The sequence below is a fragment of the Campylobacter sp. IFREMER_LSEM_CL1097 genome (assembly GCF_025772225.1).
GTDB classification, from domain to species: Bacteria; Campylobacterota; Campylobacteria; order Campylobacterales; family Campylobacteraceae; genus Campylobacter_D; species Campylobacter_D lari_D.
This window is the reverse complement of record NZ_JAKMRT010000016.1, coordinates 1-19,279: the sequence shown is the minus strand read 5'-3', so window position 1 is coordinate 19,279 and position 19,279 is coordinate 1. Positions and strand designations below refer to the sequence as shown.

The window sequence follows — 19,279 nt, the reverse complement described above, 5'->3', positions numbered from 1 at the left end:
TCCCTAATTAGGGATTTTTATTGATATATATTTTCTAATTCCGGGAAATACAATTTTAAATCTTGTTCTATTTTGTATTTTTCTTCTAGTAAAATTTTTTGATTTTTTTCTTTAAAATTTGCATTTGAGTAAAATATATGATATGAAATACTAATTGCAGCTATAATTTTTTCATCGTATTCAATTCCTATGGCCATGCACTCAATTTCTGGGTTCATTTCCCCACTTTCTAATGCTATTTTATTTTCTTTGATAGAAGACAATTCTTCGTAAAGCTCTTTTAGATTATTTAATGTATTTGACGTTATTTTCTCAAAAGAAGGATTTGGATAAATTTTTTCAAGCTCTTTATAGGTTTTCTTTTCTAGTAATGCTTTTCCTAAAGATGTAGCGTAAGCTGGATATGAAGCACCGACAAAAGACTTGATTTGTATTTGATTATCCGAATCAAGTTTTTCTAAATAAAATACATTTCCTTCTTTTAATATTCCCATTTGGCATGTTTGTCCTGTTAAGTTTCTGATGTTTTTCATATGTTTTTTAATTAATTCTAATGCGCTATTTTTTATTGAAATGCAACGGCTAATTTCTAAAATTTTATAATCTAATGTGTAAAATTTATTTTTATCACATTTAATGTAATTTTTAGCTTGTAAAGTTTGAAGTATAGGAGAAAGTGTCCCTGGAGGGATATTTAAATCTTTTGCAATAGAGCTTAGTGTATTTTTTTGATTATTATTGCCCAATAATTCTAAAATTTTTAAAACTCTTAATGTTGGTTGATGTGTCATTTTGCTCCTTTTTCAATAGATAAATTCTATCATATTTTTTACTTTTAGTAACATTTTTAATGATATAAAAAATATTTTCTATTAGCAGTTTTTGCTTTAGATGGTTGATTATAACTACTTTTATAAGACTTTTGTATTGTTTTTTTATCATTTTGATGTTTTTAAAAATTTCTATTTTTAGCTATATTTTTTGTATATAAAAATATTTTTGTATATACAAAAAATGAAAGGAAAAAATATGGGAATATTAAAGGGAACTTTACCAGCCTTATTAACTCCATATGATATGAGTGGAAATATTAATGAAAACGAATTTATTAAATACTGCGAATTTGGTATCTCAAAAGGTTTAAATGGATTATTTTGTAATGGTAGTGCAGGAGATTCTCAAGCTTTAGGTATAGAAGAGCAAGTCAAAATAATGAAACTTACAAAAGAAGCTGCAAAAAATAATCTCCCTGTTATTACAGGTATTGCATCAACAGTTTATCAAAATACTTTTACTTTGGCACAAAAAGCATATGAATTAGGGCTTGATGCTTTATTACTTGCTATGCCTTATTATTATAAATTAAGTGAAGATGCACTTTTTGAATATATTAAAGATTTATCTTCTAAAGTGAAGCTTCCTTTGTATATTTATAACATCCCTCTTTTTGCACCAGCACTAAGTTTGAAATTTATAGAAAGAGTTTCAAAGCTTGATAATGTTGTGGGTATAAAAGATAGCAGTGGAGATGCTTTACTTTTAAATCATATATTAGATGTAGTGCCTGGTGATTTTGATGTTTTTGTAGGAAGAGAAGAATTTTATGCAGGAGCACTACTGATAGGGGCAAAGGGTTCTATGACTAGTATAGGTGGTGTTTTTCCAGAACTTATGAGTGAAATTTATAAATCAATCAATGAAAAAAATATAGATAGAGCTTTGCTGATTCAAAAAAGTTTATTAAAAGCTATAAGATTTGGTATGAGTATGGCTTTTCCTATGGGATTTGCTTTGCTTTTAAAAGCTAGAGGATTTGAATTTGCAAATACAAGCATCCATCCTTTATCACATGCTACAAAAGAAGAATTAAATACTCGTTTTAATGAAGCTAAAGAACTTGTTAAAACTATAGAAAAAGAAACGGGTATAAAATTATGAAAGCCTATATTATAGTCAATGAAAAAGATAATGTCGCTACTGCTTTGCGTGATTTTAAAAAAGGTGAAATCGTGGAAAATATAGAACTTTTAGATGATATTGCAAGTGGACATAAATTTGCACTAAAAGATATAAAAAAAGATGAAGTTGTCATCAAATATGCAGAAGCTATAGCTAGTGCAAGTTGTGATATTAATAAAGGTGAATGGGTGCATATTCACAATAGTGCAGGTATTAGAGGTCGTGGGGATAAGGAATAAATATGAAAAAGATAATGGGTTATAGAAGGGAAGATGGAAAATTTGGCTTGAGAAATAAAGTCATTATTATACCAAGCGTGCATTGTGCTAATAAGGTGTGCGAAAATATAGCCAAAAAATGCAATGGGGCAGTATATATTAATCATCAACATGGCTGTTCTCAACTCGAATTTGATGCTTTACAAACTAGAGATGTTTTAATAGGCCATGGGAGTAATGCTAATGTTTTTGGTGTTTTAATTGTAGGACTTGGTTGTGAGGTAATACAAGCGAAAATAGTAGCTGAAAAAATAAAAGAAGTGACACCTTATAAGATGGTTGAATATTTAGTAATACAAGAGTGCGGTGGTAGTAAAAATACCATAGAAAAGGGTGTTAAAATAGTAAATCAAATGCTTGAAAATGCTGCAAAATTGGAAAAAACAGATGGCGATTTTAGTGATTTGATTTTAGGCACAGAATGTGGTGGTAGCGATAGTTATAGCGGTCTTAGTGCCAATCCTGCTTTAGGAAGTTTAAGTGATTTTGTAATTGATGAAGGTGGTGCAGTAATTTTAGCAGAAACTACAGAGCTTATAGGGTGTGAAGCCATACTTGCTAAGAGAGCAAAAAATGATGAAGTAGCTAAAAAGGTATATGATAAGATTTTAGGCTATGAGAATTTAGTTAAATCTTTTCATGCTGATATACGCGGAGCAAATCCTAGTCCGGGAAATATTGCAGGTGGGCTTAGCACTATAGAAGAAAAGTCTTTAGGTTGTGTTTATAAAGCAGGTACTAGAACTTTAATGGATGTGATTGATTATGCTAAACCTGTAATTTCCAAAGGACTTACTTTTATGAATACGCCAGGTAATGATATAGAACAACTTAGCGCTATGGTGGCAGGTGGAGCAAATATTTGCGTTTTTACTACAGGTCGTGGTACTCCTACAGGTTCAGCTATTGTGCCTACTATTAAAATGAGTTCTAATACTTTTTGTTATGAAAATATGAATGATGCTATTGATATTAATGCAGGAGGTATTATAGATGGGATTAAGACAAAAGAAGAAGTGCGTGATGAGCTTATAGATTTGATCATAAGAATTTCAAATGGAGAATTGGTAAAGGCAGAGTTAAATGAACAAAATGATTTTTCAGTTTGGAGACTTGCTACAACTTGCTAAATTAATAAAAAAGGATATATTATGGATTTAAAAATTAAAAACAAAATTTGTATCATCACAGGTGGTGCTAAAGGGATTGGTTATGGTATTGCTAAATTATGGGCTTTAGAAGGTGGGATTCCAATTATTTTTTCAAGAAGTGAAATTTCTAAAGAAAAAGATGATGAGCTAAAAGACATTTGCAGAAATTATGGATTTTATCAAATAGATTTAAAAAATACAGAACAAATTTCAACACTTGTTAAAAGTGTTGTTAATATATATGGTGGAATTTATGCTTTGGTTAATAATGCTGGAGCAAATGATAATTTACATATAGAAGATGCTACAACTGAAGAATTAATTAAATCTTATGAAAATAATCTTTTTCATTATTATACTATGACTAAAGAATGCTTACCATATATTAAAAAGCAACAAGGAAGTATATTAAATATCACAAGTAAAACCGGCTTAACAGGACAAGGTAGAACTTCAGCTTATGCTTCAGCAAAAGCTGCTCAAATAGGTTTTACAAGAGAATGGGCTTGCGCTTTTGCAAAAGATAATATTAGAGTTAATGCTATAGCACCAGCTGAAGTTATGACTCCTCTTTATGAAAAATGGTTGTCAAATTTTCCAAATCCAAAAGCTCAATATGAAAAAATAGCAAAATGCATACCATTAGGTCATCGTTTTACAACTATAGAAGAAATAGCAAACACAGCAGTTTTTACACTAAGTCCTCTTGCTTCACACACAACAGGACAAATTTTAACTCCTGATGGTGGATATATCCATTTAGATAGAGCTCTAAATTGGGATGAAATTTAATAACAAGGAGGATATATGTTAAATAACTCTAAAAATATAAAAATAGCAATTATTTTAGTAACTTCTCTTTTCTTTTTATGGGGAGTTAGTTATGGGCTGATTGATGTGATGAATAAGAATTTTCAAAATCATTTACATATCACTCAACATGAAAGTGGATTTTTGCAACTCGCTTATTTTGGTGCTTATTTTATCATAGCATTACCTGCTGGATATATAGCAAATAAATACTCTTATAAAATTGGTATTATTTTTGGGTTAATCTTGTATGCAATAGGTTGTTTATTGATTATTCCAGCTACAAATTTAGCTAATTTTTACTTATTTTTATTTGCTTTTTTTATTTTAGCTTGCGGTATTGGTTCTTTGGAAACTAGTGCTAATCCTTATATGGTAAAACTTGGTGATGAGAAAAATGCTAGTTTTAGAATTAATGCTGCGCAAAGTTTTAATGGTTTGGGTCAATTTTTAGGACCTATCATAGGCGGAGCTTTGTTTTTATCTATTACAAAACAAGAAGAAGGTGCAAGTAAAGAACAAATAGAAGCTGCATTACTTGCTAATATGGGTAATGTCCAGCTAGTGTATGTTGGTATTGCGGCAATTGTTATTTTGATCTTGATTGCTTTTGCATTGAATAAAATTCCAGAAGGATCAGCAGTAAGTAGTGATTATGAACAAAAAGATACCTCAAAACCTATTGGAGTTTTTAAGCATAAACATTTTAATTTTGGATTGCTAGCACAATTTTTGTATATAGCAAATCAAGTTAGTGCAGGAGCTTTTTTTATAAATTATCTTAGTGAGCATAATGAAAATCTAAAAGATGAACAAGGGGCTTATTATTTTTCGATAGCTTTAATTGCTTTTATGTTAGGTCGTATTCTTTCTACGCCTTTGATGAAGAAAATTAAAGGTGAGACTATTTTAGGATGGTATTCTTTTATTAATGTGACTTTATGTGTATGCTTGTATTTTGCTAGCGGATTTATTAGTATAGTTATTTTAATTGCATTATTTTTCTTTATGTCCATTTCTTTTCCTACTATTTTTGCAGTTGCAACAAAAAATCTTCCTTTTAATCAAGTGAAATTAGGTGGTTCTTTACTTGTTATGAGTATAGTTGGTGGTGCTATTATGCCTATTATCATGGGTTTAATTAATGATTATTTTGGAACAAGCATGGGATATTTGGCTATGGCCCCATTATTTTTATATGTATCATGGTATGGTTTTTTTGGTTCTAAAATAAAGGCTTAAAAATGCAAAAAATTTTTGATTCTCATTTGCATCTTTGGGATTTAAGTAAAATGCCTATTTCGTGGATAAAAGGCAATAATAGATTGGAACAAAATTATGATTTTTTAAGGGCAAAAAATGAGTATAAAGAATTTGATTTTTTAGGTGCGATGTATGTTGAAACAAATAGTGATGATTTGGAAAAAGAAGCTTTATTTGCATTAAAGCAAAAACAAGAACATGGTATTTTTATTTGTTTAGCTGATTTAAAGTACAAAGAACACTTATGTGCTTTTAGAGAGGTAATGCATACTAGTAAAAAGGGTGCTAAGAGACTATTTGAAGCAGATTTTAAAGAAAAATTAGAACTTCTAAATGTTTTTAATATACCTTTTGAAGCTTGCATGAAAAATGAAGAACTTTGGATATTGGAAAAGTTTTTATTTGATAATCCTAATTTAAAAGTAGTTTTAAATCATATGGGCAGTCCTAAAATTAACTATTTTGATGAATATAAAAAAATATTACATAAATTAAAAGATTTCCCAAATTTATGGATAAAAATTTCCGTACCAGATGATTTTACGATAAAAATTCATAGAGATTTTATATCTCAATGTTTTTCATTTTTAAAGAATGTTTTTAGTGAAGATAAATTTATATTTGGTAGTAATTATCCTGTGGCAAAAATAGCTCCAGCTAAATGGGCTAAATTTATCATAGAAGGAAATATTTTTAAAGATTTGGACAAGATATTTTATAAAAATGCTTTATCAATTTATAAGGAGGATAGGTGCAAAGATATGGTCAAATTATAAAAATTAAAAAGGAAAAAATACAAGAGTATAAAGATCTTCATGCAAAGCCTTATAAAGGTGTTTGTGAGATGATTAAAGAATGTAATATACAAAATTATTCTATTTATTTATTTGGAGAATATTTGTTTGCATATTTTGAATATATAGGTGTTGATTTTGATGCAGATATGGCTAAGATGGCAAAAGATAAAAATACACAACAATGGTGGAAAGTTACAGATCCCTGCCAAATATCTTTAGCTCATGCAGGACAAAAGTGGCTAAATATGGAAGAAGTATTTCATTTAGATTAAAAAAGGAGAAAAAATGACAACTTATTTAAATTATATTGACGGTGAATTTATCCCACACAATGGCGAATTTATAGAAGTTTTAAATCCCGCTACCAAAGAAGTAATATCAAGAGTGGCAAGTGCTTCTTTAGAAGATACACAAAGAGCAATTGAAGCAGCTAAAAAGGCACAAAAAAATTGGGAAGCTAAACCAGCGATTGAAAGAGCAAATCATTTAAGAGAAATAGCTAGTTTAATACGCAAAAATGCTAATTTTTTAACAGAAATTTTAATGCAAGAGCAAGGAAAAACTAGAGCTTTAGCTAGTGTAGAAATTAATTTTACGGCAGATTATATGGATTATACTGCCGAATGGGCTAGAAGATATGAAGGCGAAATTATACAAAGTGATAGAGCTAATGAGCATATATATTTATATAAAAGTGCCATTGGTGTAATTGGTGGAATTTTACCTTGGAATTTTCCATTTTTTCTAATCGCAAGAAAGATGGCACCTGCTTTACTAACAGGCAACACCATTGTTATAAAGCCAAGCAGTGAAACTCCAAATAATGCTTTTGAATTTGCAAAGCTTGTCTCGCAAAGTTCTTTACCAAAAGGTGTATTTAATTTAGTTGCAGGTAAGGGTAGTGTGGTAGGACATGAATTATCAAGTAATGAAAACATAGGTATGGTAAGTCTTACAGGGAGTGTTGAAGCAGGAACTAGAGTGATGGAAGCTGCAGCTAAAAATATCATTAAGGTTTCTCTAGAACTTGGCGGAAAGGCACCGGCTATAGTGTGTAAAGATGCAGATATTGATTTAGCGGTAGAAGCGATTAAGGCAAGTAGAATTTGCAATAACGGACAAGTTTGCAATTGTGCCGAAAGAGCTTATGTGCATACAAGTGTTTATGATGAATTTGTAGATAAATTTGTAAAAGCCATGAGTAAAGTAAGTGTTGGAAACACTTTGAAAGGCGATTTTGATATGGGTCCGCTTGTGAATCAAGCAGGGGTTGATAATGCTTTAGCAATGCTTGAGAGAGCTACGAATAAAGGAGCAGTTGTAGAATGCGGTGGAAAAATCACCGATACAAGCGGATATTATTTTCCTGCAAGCGTTCTTACAAATGTTAAGCATGAAGATGAGATCATGCAAAAAGAAATTTTTGCTCCGATTTTACCAATTACTAAATTTGATACACTTGATGAGGCAATTGATATGGCAAATGATTGTGAATATGGACTGACAAGTTCTATTTATACGCAAAATTTAGATATAGCAATGAGAGCTAGTAGAGAAATAAAATTTGGTGAAACTTATATTAACCGTGAAAATTTTGAAGCAATGCAAGGATTTCATGCAGGTTTTAGAAAAAGTGGCATAGGTGGAGCTGATGGAAAACATGGTCTTGAAGAGTATTTAGCTACCCATGTGGTTTATTTACAATACAATACCAACAAACAATGATTTCAATCCTATCTATTTTTAGATAGGATTTGTTTGAAATTTTTAATCAATTTCTCCGCGTTCTTTTAGAATTTTTACAGCCATTGCTTTTTCTGTTCTACCAGCACTAAAAAATCCTTCACTGTTTATGATGTTTTTTAATTCATTGCTACTTTTATTCTCTAATCTTATTTTCGTAGCTTGTAATTCTTTGCTTTTTGCATCTAAATTAGCCGCCGCATCTTTTGCTACTTTGCCTACGCTATCCCAAAAACCCATTTTATCTTCTTTTGTTTTTATTGGTGGATTTTATCAAAAAAAATAAATCAATAGAAAAGGGCATTTTGAATTTTATACTAAATTTCCCTGCTCTTTTGAATTAAATGTTAATTAGATATTAGTAAATTTTATTCTTTTGTTAAAAATCAAAAATATTCTTTTTATGGTAGTTTTATCTATTTTTTAAGTAAAAATGTTAATTTAATACCTGAATTTAAATTATACTTAGAGGATGATAAATTAATTTGTTTTGATATTATCCATCCAAGTTATACCGCTTTTTGTGAAAAATCAAAGACTTTTTGTGTTTTATGGACTGAATTTAATGAAGATTTTCAAAACTTTTTACATAATTTCGAGCATGATAAACAACTCATTAAAGAAAACACTATGTTTGTAAAAGAGAATATTAAAAATTCTTTTAATATTTCAGCAATCCCTTGGATAAATTTTGAGAATTTCTCTTTACATTTACCTAAAAAAGAAAATTATTTTTTTCCTATTCTTACAAGTGGGAAAATTATCAAGGAAAAAAATCAATGTTTTATTCCACTAAGTATTAATGTAAATCACGCAAGCACCGATGTTTATCATGTGAGTTTGTTTTTAGAAAATTTGCAAAAAGATTTAAATTGTTTTTAGTTTATATTTTTGTAAGTAAAATTTAGATATTATCCAAAGTTTATTACATTTTTTAAAGAAAGGAATTATTGTGCCTACCATAAATCAATTGGTTAGAAAAGAGCGCAAAAAAGTTTTAGAGAAATCTAAATCTCCAGCGCTTAAAAATTGTCCACAAAGAAGGGGAGTTTGCACTAGGGTTTATACAACAACCCCTAAAAAACCAAACTCAGCGTTAAGAAAAGTTGCCAAAGTAAGACTTACAAGTGGCTTTGAAGTTATTAGTTATATCGGTGGTGAAGGTCACAACCTACAAGAACACAGCATTGTTTTAGTACGCGGTGGTAGGGTAAAAGACTTACCAGGTGTTAAGTATCACATTGTTCGTGGTGCCTTAGATACTGCAGGTGTTGCAAAAAGAACCGTTTCTCGTTCTAAATATGGTGCGAAACGCCCTAAAGCAGCAGCTAAGTAATAAAATTGCAGACAAATCCGTTAGATTTGATTTTGTTTGAGTAAAATTATAAATTTGAAGGAAAATTATGAGAAGAAGAAAAGCTCCGGTAAGAGAAGTCTTGCCAGATCCGATTTATGGAAACAAAGTAATCACAAAATTCATTAATTCTTTAATGTATGATGGTAAAAAAAGCACAGCTACGACTATTATGTATGGTGCTTTAGAAGCTATCGATAAAAAAGGTGGAGAAAAAAAAGGTATAGAAATTTTTAATGATGCTATTGAAAATATTAAGCCTTTATTAGAAGTTAAATCTCGTCGTGTTGGTGGTGCTACTTATCAAGTGCCGGTAGAAGTACGCCCAGCTAGACAACAAGCTTTAGCTATAAGATGGATTATTTCTTTTGCTAGAAAAAGAAGCGAAAGAACTATGATAGAAAAATTAGCAGCAGAATTATTAGATGCAGCTAATAGCAAAGGTGCTTCATTCAAGAAGAAAGAAGATACTTATAAAATGGCAGAAGCTAATAAAGCATTTGCTCATTATCGCTGGTAAGAGGAGTAAAATATGTCAAGAAATACTCCTTTAAAAAGAGTTAGAAATATAGGTATCGCAGCTCATATTGATGCAGGTAAAACAACTACTAGTGAGAGAATTCTTTTCTTTACAGGTATGAGTCATAAAATTGGTGAGGTGCATGATGGTGCAGCTACAATGGACTGGATGGAGCAAGAAAAAGAAAGAGGTATCACAATTACTTCTGCTGCTACAACTTGTTTTTGGAAAAACCATCAAATTAACCTTATAGACACTCCAGGCCACGTTGACTTTACAATCGAAGTTGAAAGATCAATGCGTGTTTTAGATGGTGCAGTTGCGGTGTTTTGTTCAGTAGGTGGAGTTCAACCACAATCAGAAACCGTATGGAGACAAGCTAATAAATACGGTGTTCCAAGAATTGTTTTTGTAAATAAAATGGACAGAATTGGTGCAAATTTCTTTAATGTTGAAGAACAAATCAAAAATCGTTTGAAAGGCAACCCAGTTCCACTTCAAATTCCAATCGGTGCTGAAGATAATTTCAAAGGTGTAATTGATCTTATTACCATGAAAGCTTTGGTATGGGAAGATGAAAATAAACCAACTGATTATGTAGAAAAAGAAATTCCAGCTGAACTTAAAGAAAAGGCTGAAGAATATCGCACAAAAATGATAGAAGCAGTTTCTGAAACAAGCGATGAATTAATGGAAAAATACCTAGGTGGTGAAGAGCTTACTCAAGAAGAAATTAAAGCAGGTATTAAAGCAGGATGTTTAAGTCTTTCTATGGTTCCTATGCTTTGTGGTACAGCTTTTAAAAATAAAGGTGTTCAGCCATTACTTGATGCTGTTGTTGCTTATTTACCAGCTCCTGATGAAGTTGCTAATATTAAAGGTGAATATGAAGACGGTACAGAAGTTTCTGTAAAATCAACTGATGATGGTGAGTTTGCAGGCCTAGCATTTAAAATTATGACTGATCCTTTTGTTGGGCAATTAACTTTCGTTCGTGTGTATAGAGGAAGTTTAGAAAGCGGTTCTTATGCATACAACTCAACAAAAGATAAAAAAGAAAGAATCGGTCGTCTTTTGAAAATGCACTCTAATAAAAGAGAAGAAATTAAAACTTTATATGCAGGAGAAATTGGAGCGGTTGTTGGTCTTAAAGACACACTAACCGGTGATACTTTGGCAAGTGAAAAAGATAAAGTTATTCTAGAGAGAATGGATTTTCCAGATCCTGTTATTTCAGTTGCTGTTGAGCCTAAAACAAAAGCAGATCAAGAAAAAATGTCTATTGCTTTAAATAAATTAGCTCAAGAAGATCCAAGCTTTAGAGTTTCAACAGATGAAGAAAGTGGTCAAACTATCATTTCAGGTATGGGCGAGCTTCACTTAGAAATTATCGTTGATAGAATGCTTCGTGAATTTAAAGTTGAAGCAGAAGTTGGTCAACCTCAAGTTGCTTACCGTGAAACTATTAGAAAAACAGTTGAGCAAGAATACAAATACGCTAAACAATCAGGTGGTCGTGGACAATATGGTCATGTATTCTTAAGACTTGAGCCACTTGAACCAGGTAGTGGATATGAATTTGTAAATGATATCAAAGGTGGGGTAATTCCAAAAGAATATATTCCAGCAGTTGATAAAGGTGTTCAAGAGGCATTACAAAATGGTGTTTTAGCGGGATATCCTGTTGAAGATGTTAAAGTAACTGTTTATGATGGAAGTTACCACGAAGTGGATTCTTCTGAAATGGCATTTAAACTTGCAGCTTCTATGGGCTTTAAAGAAGGTGCTAGAAAAGCAGGTGCTGTAATCTTAGAACCTATGATGAAAGTTGAAGTTGAAACTCCAGAAGAATACATGGGTGATGTTATTGGCGATTTAAATAAACGCCGTGGCCAAGTAAATTCAATGGATGAAAGAGGTGGTAATAAAATTATTACAGCATTTTGTCCTTTGGCCGAGATGTTTGGTTACTCAACCGATCTTAGAAGTCAAACTCAAGGCCGTGCTACTTATTCTATGGAATTTGATCACTATGATGAAGTTCCAAAAAATGTTTCTGAAGAAATTATCAAAAAAAGAAATGGTTAATCTATCAAGATGGGCAAAAAGCTCATCTTGAATTATTTATGTCCTTTTGAATTAATTAAATTAATTGCTCCTTCATTAATTTCATATGCCTTTCCAAAACCTTTAACATATCTTCCATTTTTCAGTATAAGTTGAAATAAATGAAAATCTTGCATATTTTTAATGACTTGAATTATTTCTTTATTGTCTTCATTTTCATAAGTATTTAATACTTGCTCAAATAGCTGATTATCTCTTGTTATTTCTACACTCTCTACTCTAAATTTAAGCCTTTTTCTTGCAAAGATTGATATGCAATCTTTTTCATCTTGTATAAACATAATTTCTATGTTTTTATTATTGTATTTTACTCCTTCAAAGTGTTCGGCAATTTCACTAATATAAATATAAAAGTCATTTTTGTTTTTTATAATAGGAGTATATGAACATATGGTTTGATTGTTTAAATTTAAAGACGATATCATAATGCTTTTGCATTCTTGCATAAATTGATTAATTTCATCATGTAGTTGCATAAAAATTTTCCTTGTAAGTTAAAATGAATAAGATTTGAGGGTTGTAGAAAAGTAAAAAGAAGAGTTTGTTACTCTTCTTCATCAGTATTTTTGCGTACAACTTTAATGCGTTCTATGCTATTTCCATCCATCTTTTTGACTTCGTAGTAGCAAAATTCATCTTCTATTCTATCTCCAACCACCGGTAAGCGTCCTAAAAGATTGAAAACATATCCACCTATAGTGACTTGTTCTAATTCTTCATTAAAGCGTATATCAAGCATTTCTTCTACTTCACTAATTTCATATCTTCCTTGAAATTCATAAATGTTTTCTGCAAGCTTTTTAAAATGTGGACTAGAATCATCATGCTCATCGTTAATATCACCAACAATTTCTTCCATAATATCTTCCATAGTTAAAAGACCAGCGGTTCCGCCATATTCATCTACTACTAATGCTGTATGTACTTGTTCTTTATTCATCATGAAAAGAACTTTAGATATGCTGATATTTTCTGGAACTAGGATCATTTTGATTAGAAAATCATCTAAATTTTTCTTATCTTTGCTAAGTTCATTTTGCATAATGTCTCTAATATGCACCATACCTAAAATGATATCTTTAGAACCATCTATGTATGGAAAGCGTGTATGTTTATACTGACAAACTATTTGCATATTTTCTTCATAGCTTTTTTGTTTATTAAGACAAATCATATCTTTTCTAGGTGTCATGATTTCTTTTGCTACTGTATCTGAAAAATCGACAGCATTGCGTATGATTTCAGTTTCAAATTCATCCAAAACTCCACCTTTTTGGCTTTCACTCGCAATAAATTTAATCTCTTCTTCAGAGTGACTTAATTCGTGTTCTTTGGCAGGTTTTATACCTATAATTTTTAAAGAAACTGCAGCTAAAAAGTCAAATGTTTTAATGAAAGGTAAGAAAAGTAACCAAAACAAATGCAATGGTCTTGCAACCCATAAAACAGCTCTATCTGCAATGGCTATAGCAATGCTTTTTGGGACCAACTCGCCTAGCACAACATGCAATAATGTGATAATAGCAAAAGCAATAATAAATGCTATGGTATGGATTAATGCTGGAGCTAAACCTAAATTTGCTAGAGGAACTTCAAGAATTTTAGCAATAGCAGGTTCGCCTATCCAACCAAGAGCAAGAGAGCTTAGCGTAATACCAAGTTGGCAAGCACTTAAATAAGTATCTAGTTTTGAAGTGACTTCCAAAGCTTTTTTTGCATTGCGTTTTTTCTCTTTTACCATTTCTTCAAGTTTTGATCTACGCACTTTAACAATAGCAAATTCAGATAAAACAAAAAATCCATTTAAAAGCACTAAAGCTAATGCAACAAGAATCATAAAAGTAGAATAGCCTATATCAATAGAGGCAACAGTAGGTAGTGTTTGATTTAAGTCTAAAGATTGACTGGGGTCCAAAAAAACTCCTTTAATAAAATTTCGCAAAATTATATCAAATCAAAACTATAAAATTAGCTTAAAAATAATGATATATTTTAAATTAATTTAATGTTTTCTATATTCTATATTTTTTTCAAATTCATCTAAACGCTTGTAAATACTACGAAGCTGTGTGATAGTTGTCCAGTTGGTGATAAAAATGCTAAATGAAGATCTAACCTGGTCAAAAGCATTACCAACTTGTATGATAATTCCAAGTTGTATAAGTCCTAAAAATAAACTTGGAGCCATGATTAAAAAGGGTACTATAACCATGATTTGCTCAAATAAATAAAGCCATATATTAAAATACCCATAATGTAAAAATAATCTTTTATAATTGATTTTAAGCCCGGTAAATAAACTTAAAATACTTTCATCGCTTGCATAATTTTTTCTATCATCTTCAGCAAAAACAAGTTCTTTTCTAAAAGCAGCTTCGGCTTTTTGATTGTTATATTCTAGTCCAGGTAGTTTTATACCTACAAACCATGATATAACTAAACCTCCTAAAGAAACCAAAAATGCAATCCATACTAAAGAGCCATTAATATCTTTTAAGATAGGTAAATTAACATGTGCGCTTAACATCCATAAAATTGGTACAAAAGCAACTAAAGTCATAATTGCTTTGACAAAAGCTAACCCTAAACTTTCTATGATTTTTGAAAAATTATAGATATCTTCTTGAATTCTTTGCGAACTGCCTTCTATGTTATCATCTTTTTTTTGCCAAAATTTAATATAATCAAAAGTCATAGCCTCGCGCCATTTAAAAGCATATATGCTTCCAAAATATTGCGTGATAGTAGCGATTAATACATAAGGCAGTGCTAAATATAAAAATTGTTTAATAAAATGATAAAAATCATTTATGCTATGATTTTTTGCATCTTGTAAAACATCGTAAAATTCTTTATACCATTCATTTATTGCTACATTAATAGAGGTTTGTGCTAATAAAGAAGACAATAAAAAAAACAGACCCAAGTAAGCCCATAAAGCCCATTTTTTAGAATAAAAAAAAGATTTAAACATTTTAAATTTCTTTCAGCATTTTTTCATAATGTTTTATTGTGTGTTTTTTTGCTTTAAATATTATACTAAAAATCATAATAAAACAACTTGCGACTAAAAATCCAGGAATGATTTCATAAATTTCTATAAAATTTGAACCAAAATGCTTATAAAATACAACAGTTAAAGCCCCGCTAACCATTCCAGCTATTGCACCTTCTTTGCTCATATTTTTATAAAATAAAGAAAATAAAATAACGCTTCCAAAACTAGCTCCAAAACCTGCCCAAGCATAAGAGACTATGCTTAAAATTTGACTTTGAGTATCAAGTGAAAGTGTAAAAGCTACACACGCTACAATCAAAACACCTAAGCGTGACAACAAAGTAATATTTTTATCATTTGTTTTTCTTTTTAAGATTTGTGTATAAAAATCTTGCACCAAGCTAGAAGCGCATACTAGCAATTGAGAACTTGCAGTACTCATAATGGCTGCTAAAATTGCACTGAGTAAAATTCCAGCCACCCAAGGGTTAAAAAGCACTTGAGACATTACAATAAATATTCTTTCAGGATCATTTAAAGTAAGATCAAATTTAGCTATATAAGCAATACCTAAAAATCCTATCATAGCAGCACCAAATAGAGAAATTATCATCCAAGTTATGCCTATAAAAGTCGCAGTAGGAATTTCTTTTACATTTTTTATAGAAATAAAGCGAATTAAAATATGAGGTTGGCCAAAATATCCAAGTCCCCAGGCTAAGGTTGATGCTACCACTAGCCAACCACCACCATCTAAACCAAAAGCTTGAGGTTTTACATCATTTATAGTAGAAAAAGCTTCGCCAAAGCCGCCAAGTTCAAAAATCATCACAAAAGGAATGATGATTAATGAACTCATCATTAAAAGTCCTTGTATCATATCAGTCCAGCATACGGCTTTATAGCCACCTAAAAAAGTATATAAAACAATAACTAAAAATCCAATACTTAATGCAAAAATATAAGGCAAATTAAATACACTTTCAAAAAGTTTAGCACCACTTACTAATCCAGCACTAATGTAAATAGTAAAAAATACTAAAATAACTACCGCACAAATACTTCTTAAAATATGTCTATCATCATGAAAGCGACTTTCAAAAAAATCAGGAATTGTAATACATTCTTTGGCTATTTGAGAAAAAATCTTTAATCTTTTAGCAACAAAGGTCCAGTTTAGAAACATACCAAAACTTAAACCTATGGCTATATAAATTTGTCCCAATCCAGCTGCGTATAAAGCACCGGGAAAAGCCATTAAAAGCCAACTACTCATATCAGAAGCACCTGCACTTAAGGCAGATATTACCGGCCCCATTGATGCATTTCCAACAAAATAATCTTTACTATTTTGATTTTTTTTGTAAAAATAAAAACCTATAAAAAGCATTAAAAATGCATAGGTAATAAAAGTAATAATAATAGGATAAGAAAATTCCACACTTTGTAAATTCATAAGTGTCCTTAAAAAATTTAAAAAATCATCATTTTACTTGTTTTATTTTAAAAAAACATTATAAAAATTATTTTTTATTTCAATGCTTTATAAAGTTTTTTTGTTACAATTTTCAAAAAAATTAAGGATAGTTAATGAAAAATCTTTTAATTATAGGTGCAGGTGGTGTAAGTCGCGTTGCAACTGTAAAATGTGCAATGAATAGTGATGTTTTTAGCAAAATAACTCTAGCAAGTAGAACTAAAAGTAAATGTGATGAAATAGCAGCTTTTATAAAAGAGCGTTTAGGTATAGAAATTCAAACTGAGCAAATAGATGCAGATGACACATCTGCTGTTGTAGAGCTTATCAAAAAAACAGGAGCTGAAATTTTATTAAATGTGGCTTTGCCTTATCAAGATCTTGCTTTAATGGATGCGTGTATTCAAACTAATATTCACTATGTAGATACTGCAAATTATGAACATCCTGATTTAGCTAAATTTGAATATAAAGAACAATGGTTAAGAAATGATAAGTTTAAACAAGCAGGAATTTTAGGACTTTTAGGAAGCGGTTTTGATCCAGGTGTTACTAATGTATTTTGTGCTTATGCGCAACAAAATTTATTTGATGAAATTCATTATATTGATATACTAGATTGTAATGCAGGTGATCATGGATATGCCTTTGCAACTAATTTTAACCCTGAGATAAATTTAAGAGAAGTATCTGCTAAGGGTCGTTATTGGGAAAATGGAAAATGGATAGAAACTGAACCTATGGAAATAAAAATGGAGTGGGATTATCCTGAAGTAGGAGTAAAGGATAGTTATTTGCTTTATCATGAGGAGCTTGAAAGTTTAGTAAAAAATATCAAAGGTCTAAAAAGAATAAGATTTTTTATGACTTTTGGACAAAGTTATTTAACTCATATGAAATGTCTTGAAAATGTTGGTATGCTAGGCATTAAACCTATTATGCATCAAGGTAGAGAGATAATACCAATAGAATTTTTAAAAACTTTACTTCCTGATCCTGCTAGTTTGGGCCCTCGTACTAAAGGTTACACTAATATAGGTTGTGTGATTCGTGGTGTAAAAGATGGAAAAGATAAGCAAGTTTATATTTACAATGTTTGTAATCACGAAGAATGCTTTAAAGAAACTGGAGCGCAAGCTGTGAGCTATACTACTGGAGTTCCTGCAATGATAGGAACAAAGCTAATCGCTAAAGGAATTTGGCAAGGAAAAGGTGTGTTTAACATGGAAGAATTTGACGCCAAACCTTTCATGGATGAGTTAAATACTCAAGGACTTCCTTGGAAAATTATAGAAATGGAGCCAAATTTAGGAAAATAATCTCAAGTCTTTTTTGACTTGAGAAAGTTTTATAATGATGCAATTATTATTAAGTATAGATTGGACGCCTTTTTTAGTTTCCATAAAACTTTCTATTATTACTTGTATAATTTTGTTTTGTTTTTGCATACTTCTTGCTTGGGTTTTTACTTTTAAGCAATTTAGAGCAAAAAAAATTCTAGAAACTATAATAACCTTACCTTTAGTTTTACCACCGTCTGTTGTTGGTTTTTACTTGTTGATTTTATTTTCAAAATATTCTTTTTTTGGAGAATTTTTAGAAAAATATTTTAATATCACTTTAGCTTTTACTTTTGAAGGCTTGGTAATAGCAAGTTGCATTTACTCTTTACCTTTTATGTTTAATCCTTTATATAATGCAATGTCTTTAATTTCTAAAAATATTATAGAAGCAAGTTTTTCTTTGGGAAAAAATTCTTTCATCACACTTTTTAAAGTAATCTTACCAAGTATCAAACCGGCTATACTCAGCGCTTTAGTAATAAGTTTTGCACATACTATGGGCGAGTTTGGTATAGTATTAATGATAGGTGGTTCTTTAAGCGGGGAAACAAAAGTAGCTAGTATTGCTATATATGAAAGTATGGAAAATTTAGATTTTGCCACAGCTCATATTTATAGTCTCATACTTTTAATTTTTAGTTTTGTTGTTTTGTTAAGTGTAAATTTGTTAAAAAATAAATAACAAAGACTTATTTTATTGTATAATCAATTTATATCTTAAATTTAAAGGAGAAATGATGGATAATTCACTATCAGGATATACTAAAAAATATGACAATGAAGGATATGGCTTACAATATCCAGATGGACATGTTATAAGATTTTATGAGAGAATCTTAAAATACAAATTAAACAAAACAAGTGGAAATTTACTTGATTTTGGTTGTGGAAATGGAGTTCATTCTAAGTATTTTCAAGATGTAACGGGGGGGGGGTATTAATGTTTATGGTATAGATATTGTTCCTAGCTTAAAAAATACTTGGAAAAAAGATCCTAGGATAAATGAAAATAATTTTCATGTTATTACACCAAATTCTAGTTTTAAAAATTTATTTGATGTAAAAATGGATTTTATTTTTGCAAATCAAAGTTTATATTATCTACCAAACAAAGACTTTCAAAAAACTATTGAAGAATTTTATGATTTATGTAATGATGGAGCAATAATTTTCACGACAATGATTAGCTCTAAAGCTTATCAAGAATTTGTTGCAGGAGATGTTAAAGATAATGGTTTAGTGGAAGTAAAATCTAGTCCAAGATTAAATGGCGAATCTACTTATATAAATTTTACAAATACGATTGAAGAATTAAAAGAAAAATTTAAACCTTTTAAACCATTATTTTGGGGAGATTATGAATTAATAAATTTATATAATTTTGAAGGAAGTATACAGCATTTTATTTATATAGGGGAAAAATAATTTTATATGATAAAGACTTTATCAAGTCTTTATC

22 protein-coding genes are annotated in these 19,279 nt (G+C 30.2%); 16 read left to right on the top strand and 6 right to left on the bottom strand.

Annotated elements, in window-relative coordinates:
• Positions 1-17 precede the first annotated feature (17 nt).
• The gene (locus L8W64_RS07130) at positions 18-791 is read right to left on the bottom strand and encodes an IclR family transcriptional regulator (RefSeq protein ID WP_263673303.1); all 774 of its coding nucleotides are present in this window, start codon (positions 789-791) and stop codon (positions 18-20) included.
• 238 nt (positions 792-1,029) lie between these two features.
• Here L8W64_RS07130 and L8W64_RS07125 point away from each other — a divergent pair, with 238 nt between their 5' ends.
• From L8W64_RS07125 to aldA, 8 genes are read left to right on the top strand one after another with little or no spacing between them, the layout of a single operon-like run.
• A complete protein-coding gene (locus tag L8W64_RS07125) occupies positions 1,030-1,938 on the top strand; it encodes a dihydrodipicolinate synthase family protein (protein ID WP_263673301.1) in 909 nt (302 codons plus the stop codon).
• Positions 1,935-2,198 (top strand): UxaA family hydrolase, encoded by a 264-nt coding sequence (locus L8W64_RS07120; RefSeq protein ID WP_133319930.1) that lies wholly within the window; start codon positions 1,935-1,937, stop codon positions 2,196-2,198. Before L8W64_RS07125 ends, L8W64_RS07120 begins: the two co-directional genes overlap by 4 nt.
• A gap of 2 nt (positions 2,199-2,200) precedes the next feature.
• Positions 2,201-3,367: a UxaA family hydrolase gene (locus L8W64_RS07115; protein WP_263673299.1), complete on the top strand. Its 1,167-nt coding sequence runs from the start codon at positions 2,201-2,203 to the stop codon at positions 3,365-3,367.
• Between the two features lie 21 nt (positions 3,368-3,388).
• Entirely contained in the window at positions 3,389-4,180 is a 792-nt protein-coding gene (locus L8W64_RS07110) for an SDR family oxidoreductase (protein WP_263673297.1), read from the top strand.
• 15 nt (positions 4,181-4,195) lie between these two features.
• Entirely contained in the window at positions 4,196-5,440 is a 1,245-nt protein-coding gene (fucP, locus tag L8W64_RS07105) for an L-fucose:H+ symporter permease (RefSeq protein WP_263661681.1), read from the top strand.
• A 2-nt stretch (positions 5,441-5,442) separates the two neighbouring features.
• Complete coding sequence (locus tag L8W64_RS07100; protein WP_263660792.1) at positions 5,443-6,237, top strand: amidohydrolase family protein; 795 nt, start codon at positions 5,443-5,445, stop codon at positions 6,235-6,237.
• Positions 6,213-6,530, top strand: coding sequence for an L-rhamnose mutarotase (locus L8W64_RS07095; protein WP_263673296.1), 318 nt, complete (start codon positions 6,213-6,215; stop codon positions 6,528-6,530). Before L8W64_RS07100 ends, L8W64_RS07095 begins: the two co-directional genes overlap by 25 nt.
• Before the next feature lie 13 nt (positions 6,531-6,543).
• The gene (gene aldA, locus L8W64_RS07090; protein WP_263660793.1) at positions 6,544-7,983 is read left to right on the top strand and encodes an aldehyde dehydrogenase; all 1,440 of its coding nucleotides are present in this window, start codon (positions 6,544-6,546) and stop codon (positions 7,981-7,983) included.
• Positions 7,984-8,025: 42 nt separating this feature from the next.
• On the opposite strand, the gene L8W64_RS07085 is transcribed toward aldA, so the two are convergent.
• Entirely contained in the window at positions 8,026-8,241 is a 216-nt protein-coding gene (locus L8W64_RS07085) for a transposase (RefSeq protein WP_263659889.1), read from the bottom strand.
• Positions 8,242-8,358: 117 nt separating this feature from the next.
• Here L8W64_RS07085 and L8W64_RS07080 point away from each other — a divergent pair, with 117 nt between their 5' ends.
• The 4 genes from L8W64_RS07080 (at position 8,359) to fusA (ending at position 11,963) form a co-directional block, all read left to right on the top strand.
• A complete protein-coding gene (locus L8W64_RS07080; protein ID WP_263673305.1) occupies positions 8,359-8,883 on the top strand; it encodes a CatA-like O-acetyltransferase in 525 nt (174 codons plus the stop codon).
• A gap of 70 nt (positions 8,884-8,953) precedes the next feature.
• Positions 8,954-9,337, top strand: a complete 384-nt coding sequence (gene rpsL, locus L8W64_RS07075; protein ID WP_012661187.1) for a 30S ribosomal protein S12 — start codon at positions 8,954-8,956, stop codon at positions 9,335-9,337.
• A 67-nt stretch (positions 9,338-9,404) separates the two neighbouring features.
• Entirely contained in the window at positions 9,405-9,875 is a 471-nt protein-coding gene (gene rpsG, locus L8W64_RS07070) for a 30S ribosomal protein S7 (RefSeq protein WP_012661188.1), read from the top strand.
• Between the two features lie 12 nt (positions 9,876-9,887).
• Positions 9,888-11,963, top strand: coding sequence for an elongation factor G (gene fusA / locus L8W64_RS07065; RefSeq protein ID WP_263673295.1), 2,076 nt, complete (start codon positions 9,888-9,890; stop codon positions 11,961-11,963).
• A gap of 32 nt (positions 11,964-11,995) precedes the next feature.
• Here the strand turns inward: fusA and L8W64_RS07060 are convergent, their stop codons facing one another.
• The 4 genes from L8W64_RS07060 to putP all read right to left on the bottom strand — a co-directional run bounded on the left by L8W64_RS07060 (position 11,996) and on the right by putP (position 16,456).
• On the bottom strand, positions 11,996-12,478 hold the full coding sequence (locus L8W64_RS07060; RefSeq protein ID WP_133319922.1) for a pyridoxamine 5'-phosphate oxidase family protein: 483 nt from the start codon (positions 12,476-12,478) through the stop codon (positions 11,996-11,998).
• Positions 12,479-12,546: 68 nt separating this feature from the next.
• The gene (locus tag L8W64_RS07055; RefSeq protein WP_133319921.1) at positions 12,547-13,917 is read right to left on the bottom strand and encodes a hemolysin family protein; all 1,371 of its coding nucleotides are present in this window, start codon (positions 13,915-13,917) and stop codon (positions 12,547-12,549) included.
• Positions 13,918-14,004: 87 nt separating this feature from the next.
• On the bottom strand, positions 14,005-14,976 hold the full coding sequence (locus L8W64_RS07050; protein WP_133319920.1) for a putative transporter: 972 nt from the start codon (positions 14,974-14,976) through the stop codon (positions 14,005-14,007).
• A gap of 1 nt (position 14,977) precedes the next feature.
• Positions 14,978-16,456: a sodium/proline symporter PutP gene (putP, locus tag L8W64_RS07045; protein ID WP_263673293.1), complete on the bottom strand. Its 1,479-nt coding sequence runs from the start codon at positions 16,454-16,456 to the stop codon at positions 14,978-14,980.
• 134 nt (positions 16,457-16,590) lie between these two features.
• On the opposite strand from putP, the gene L8W64_RS07040 reads away from it, so the two are divergent.
• The 4 genes from L8W64_RS07040 (at position 16,591) to L8W64_RS07025 (ending at position 19,245) form a co-directional block, all read left to right on the top strand.
• On the top strand, positions 16,591-17,796 hold the full coding sequence (locus L8W64_RS07040) for a saccharopine dehydrogenase family protein (RefSeq protein WP_263673292.1): 1,206 nt from the start codon (positions 16,591-16,593) through the stop codon (positions 17,794-17,796).
• A 34-nt stretch (positions 17,797-17,830) separates the two neighbouring features.
• The gene (gene modB / locus L8W64_RS07035; RefSeq protein WP_263673291.1) at positions 17,831-18,502 is read left to right on the top strand and encodes a molybdate ABC transporter permease subunit; all 672 of its coding nucleotides are present in this window, start codon (positions 17,831-17,833) and stop codon (positions 18,500-18,502) included.
• Positions 18,503-18,557: 55 nt separating this feature from the next.
• A complete protein-coding gene (locus L8W64_RS07030; RefSeq protein ID WP_240387661.1) occupies positions 18,558-18,761 on the top strand; it encodes a class I SAM-dependent methyltransferase in 204 nt (67 codons plus the stop codon).
• A gap of 124 nt (positions 18,762-18,885) precedes the next feature.
• Entirely contained in the window at positions 18,886-19,245 is a 360-nt protein-coding gene (locus L8W64_RS07025) for a methyltransferase (protein ID WP_263673289.1), read from the top strand.
• Positions 19,246-19,279: the final 34 nt, after the last annotated feature.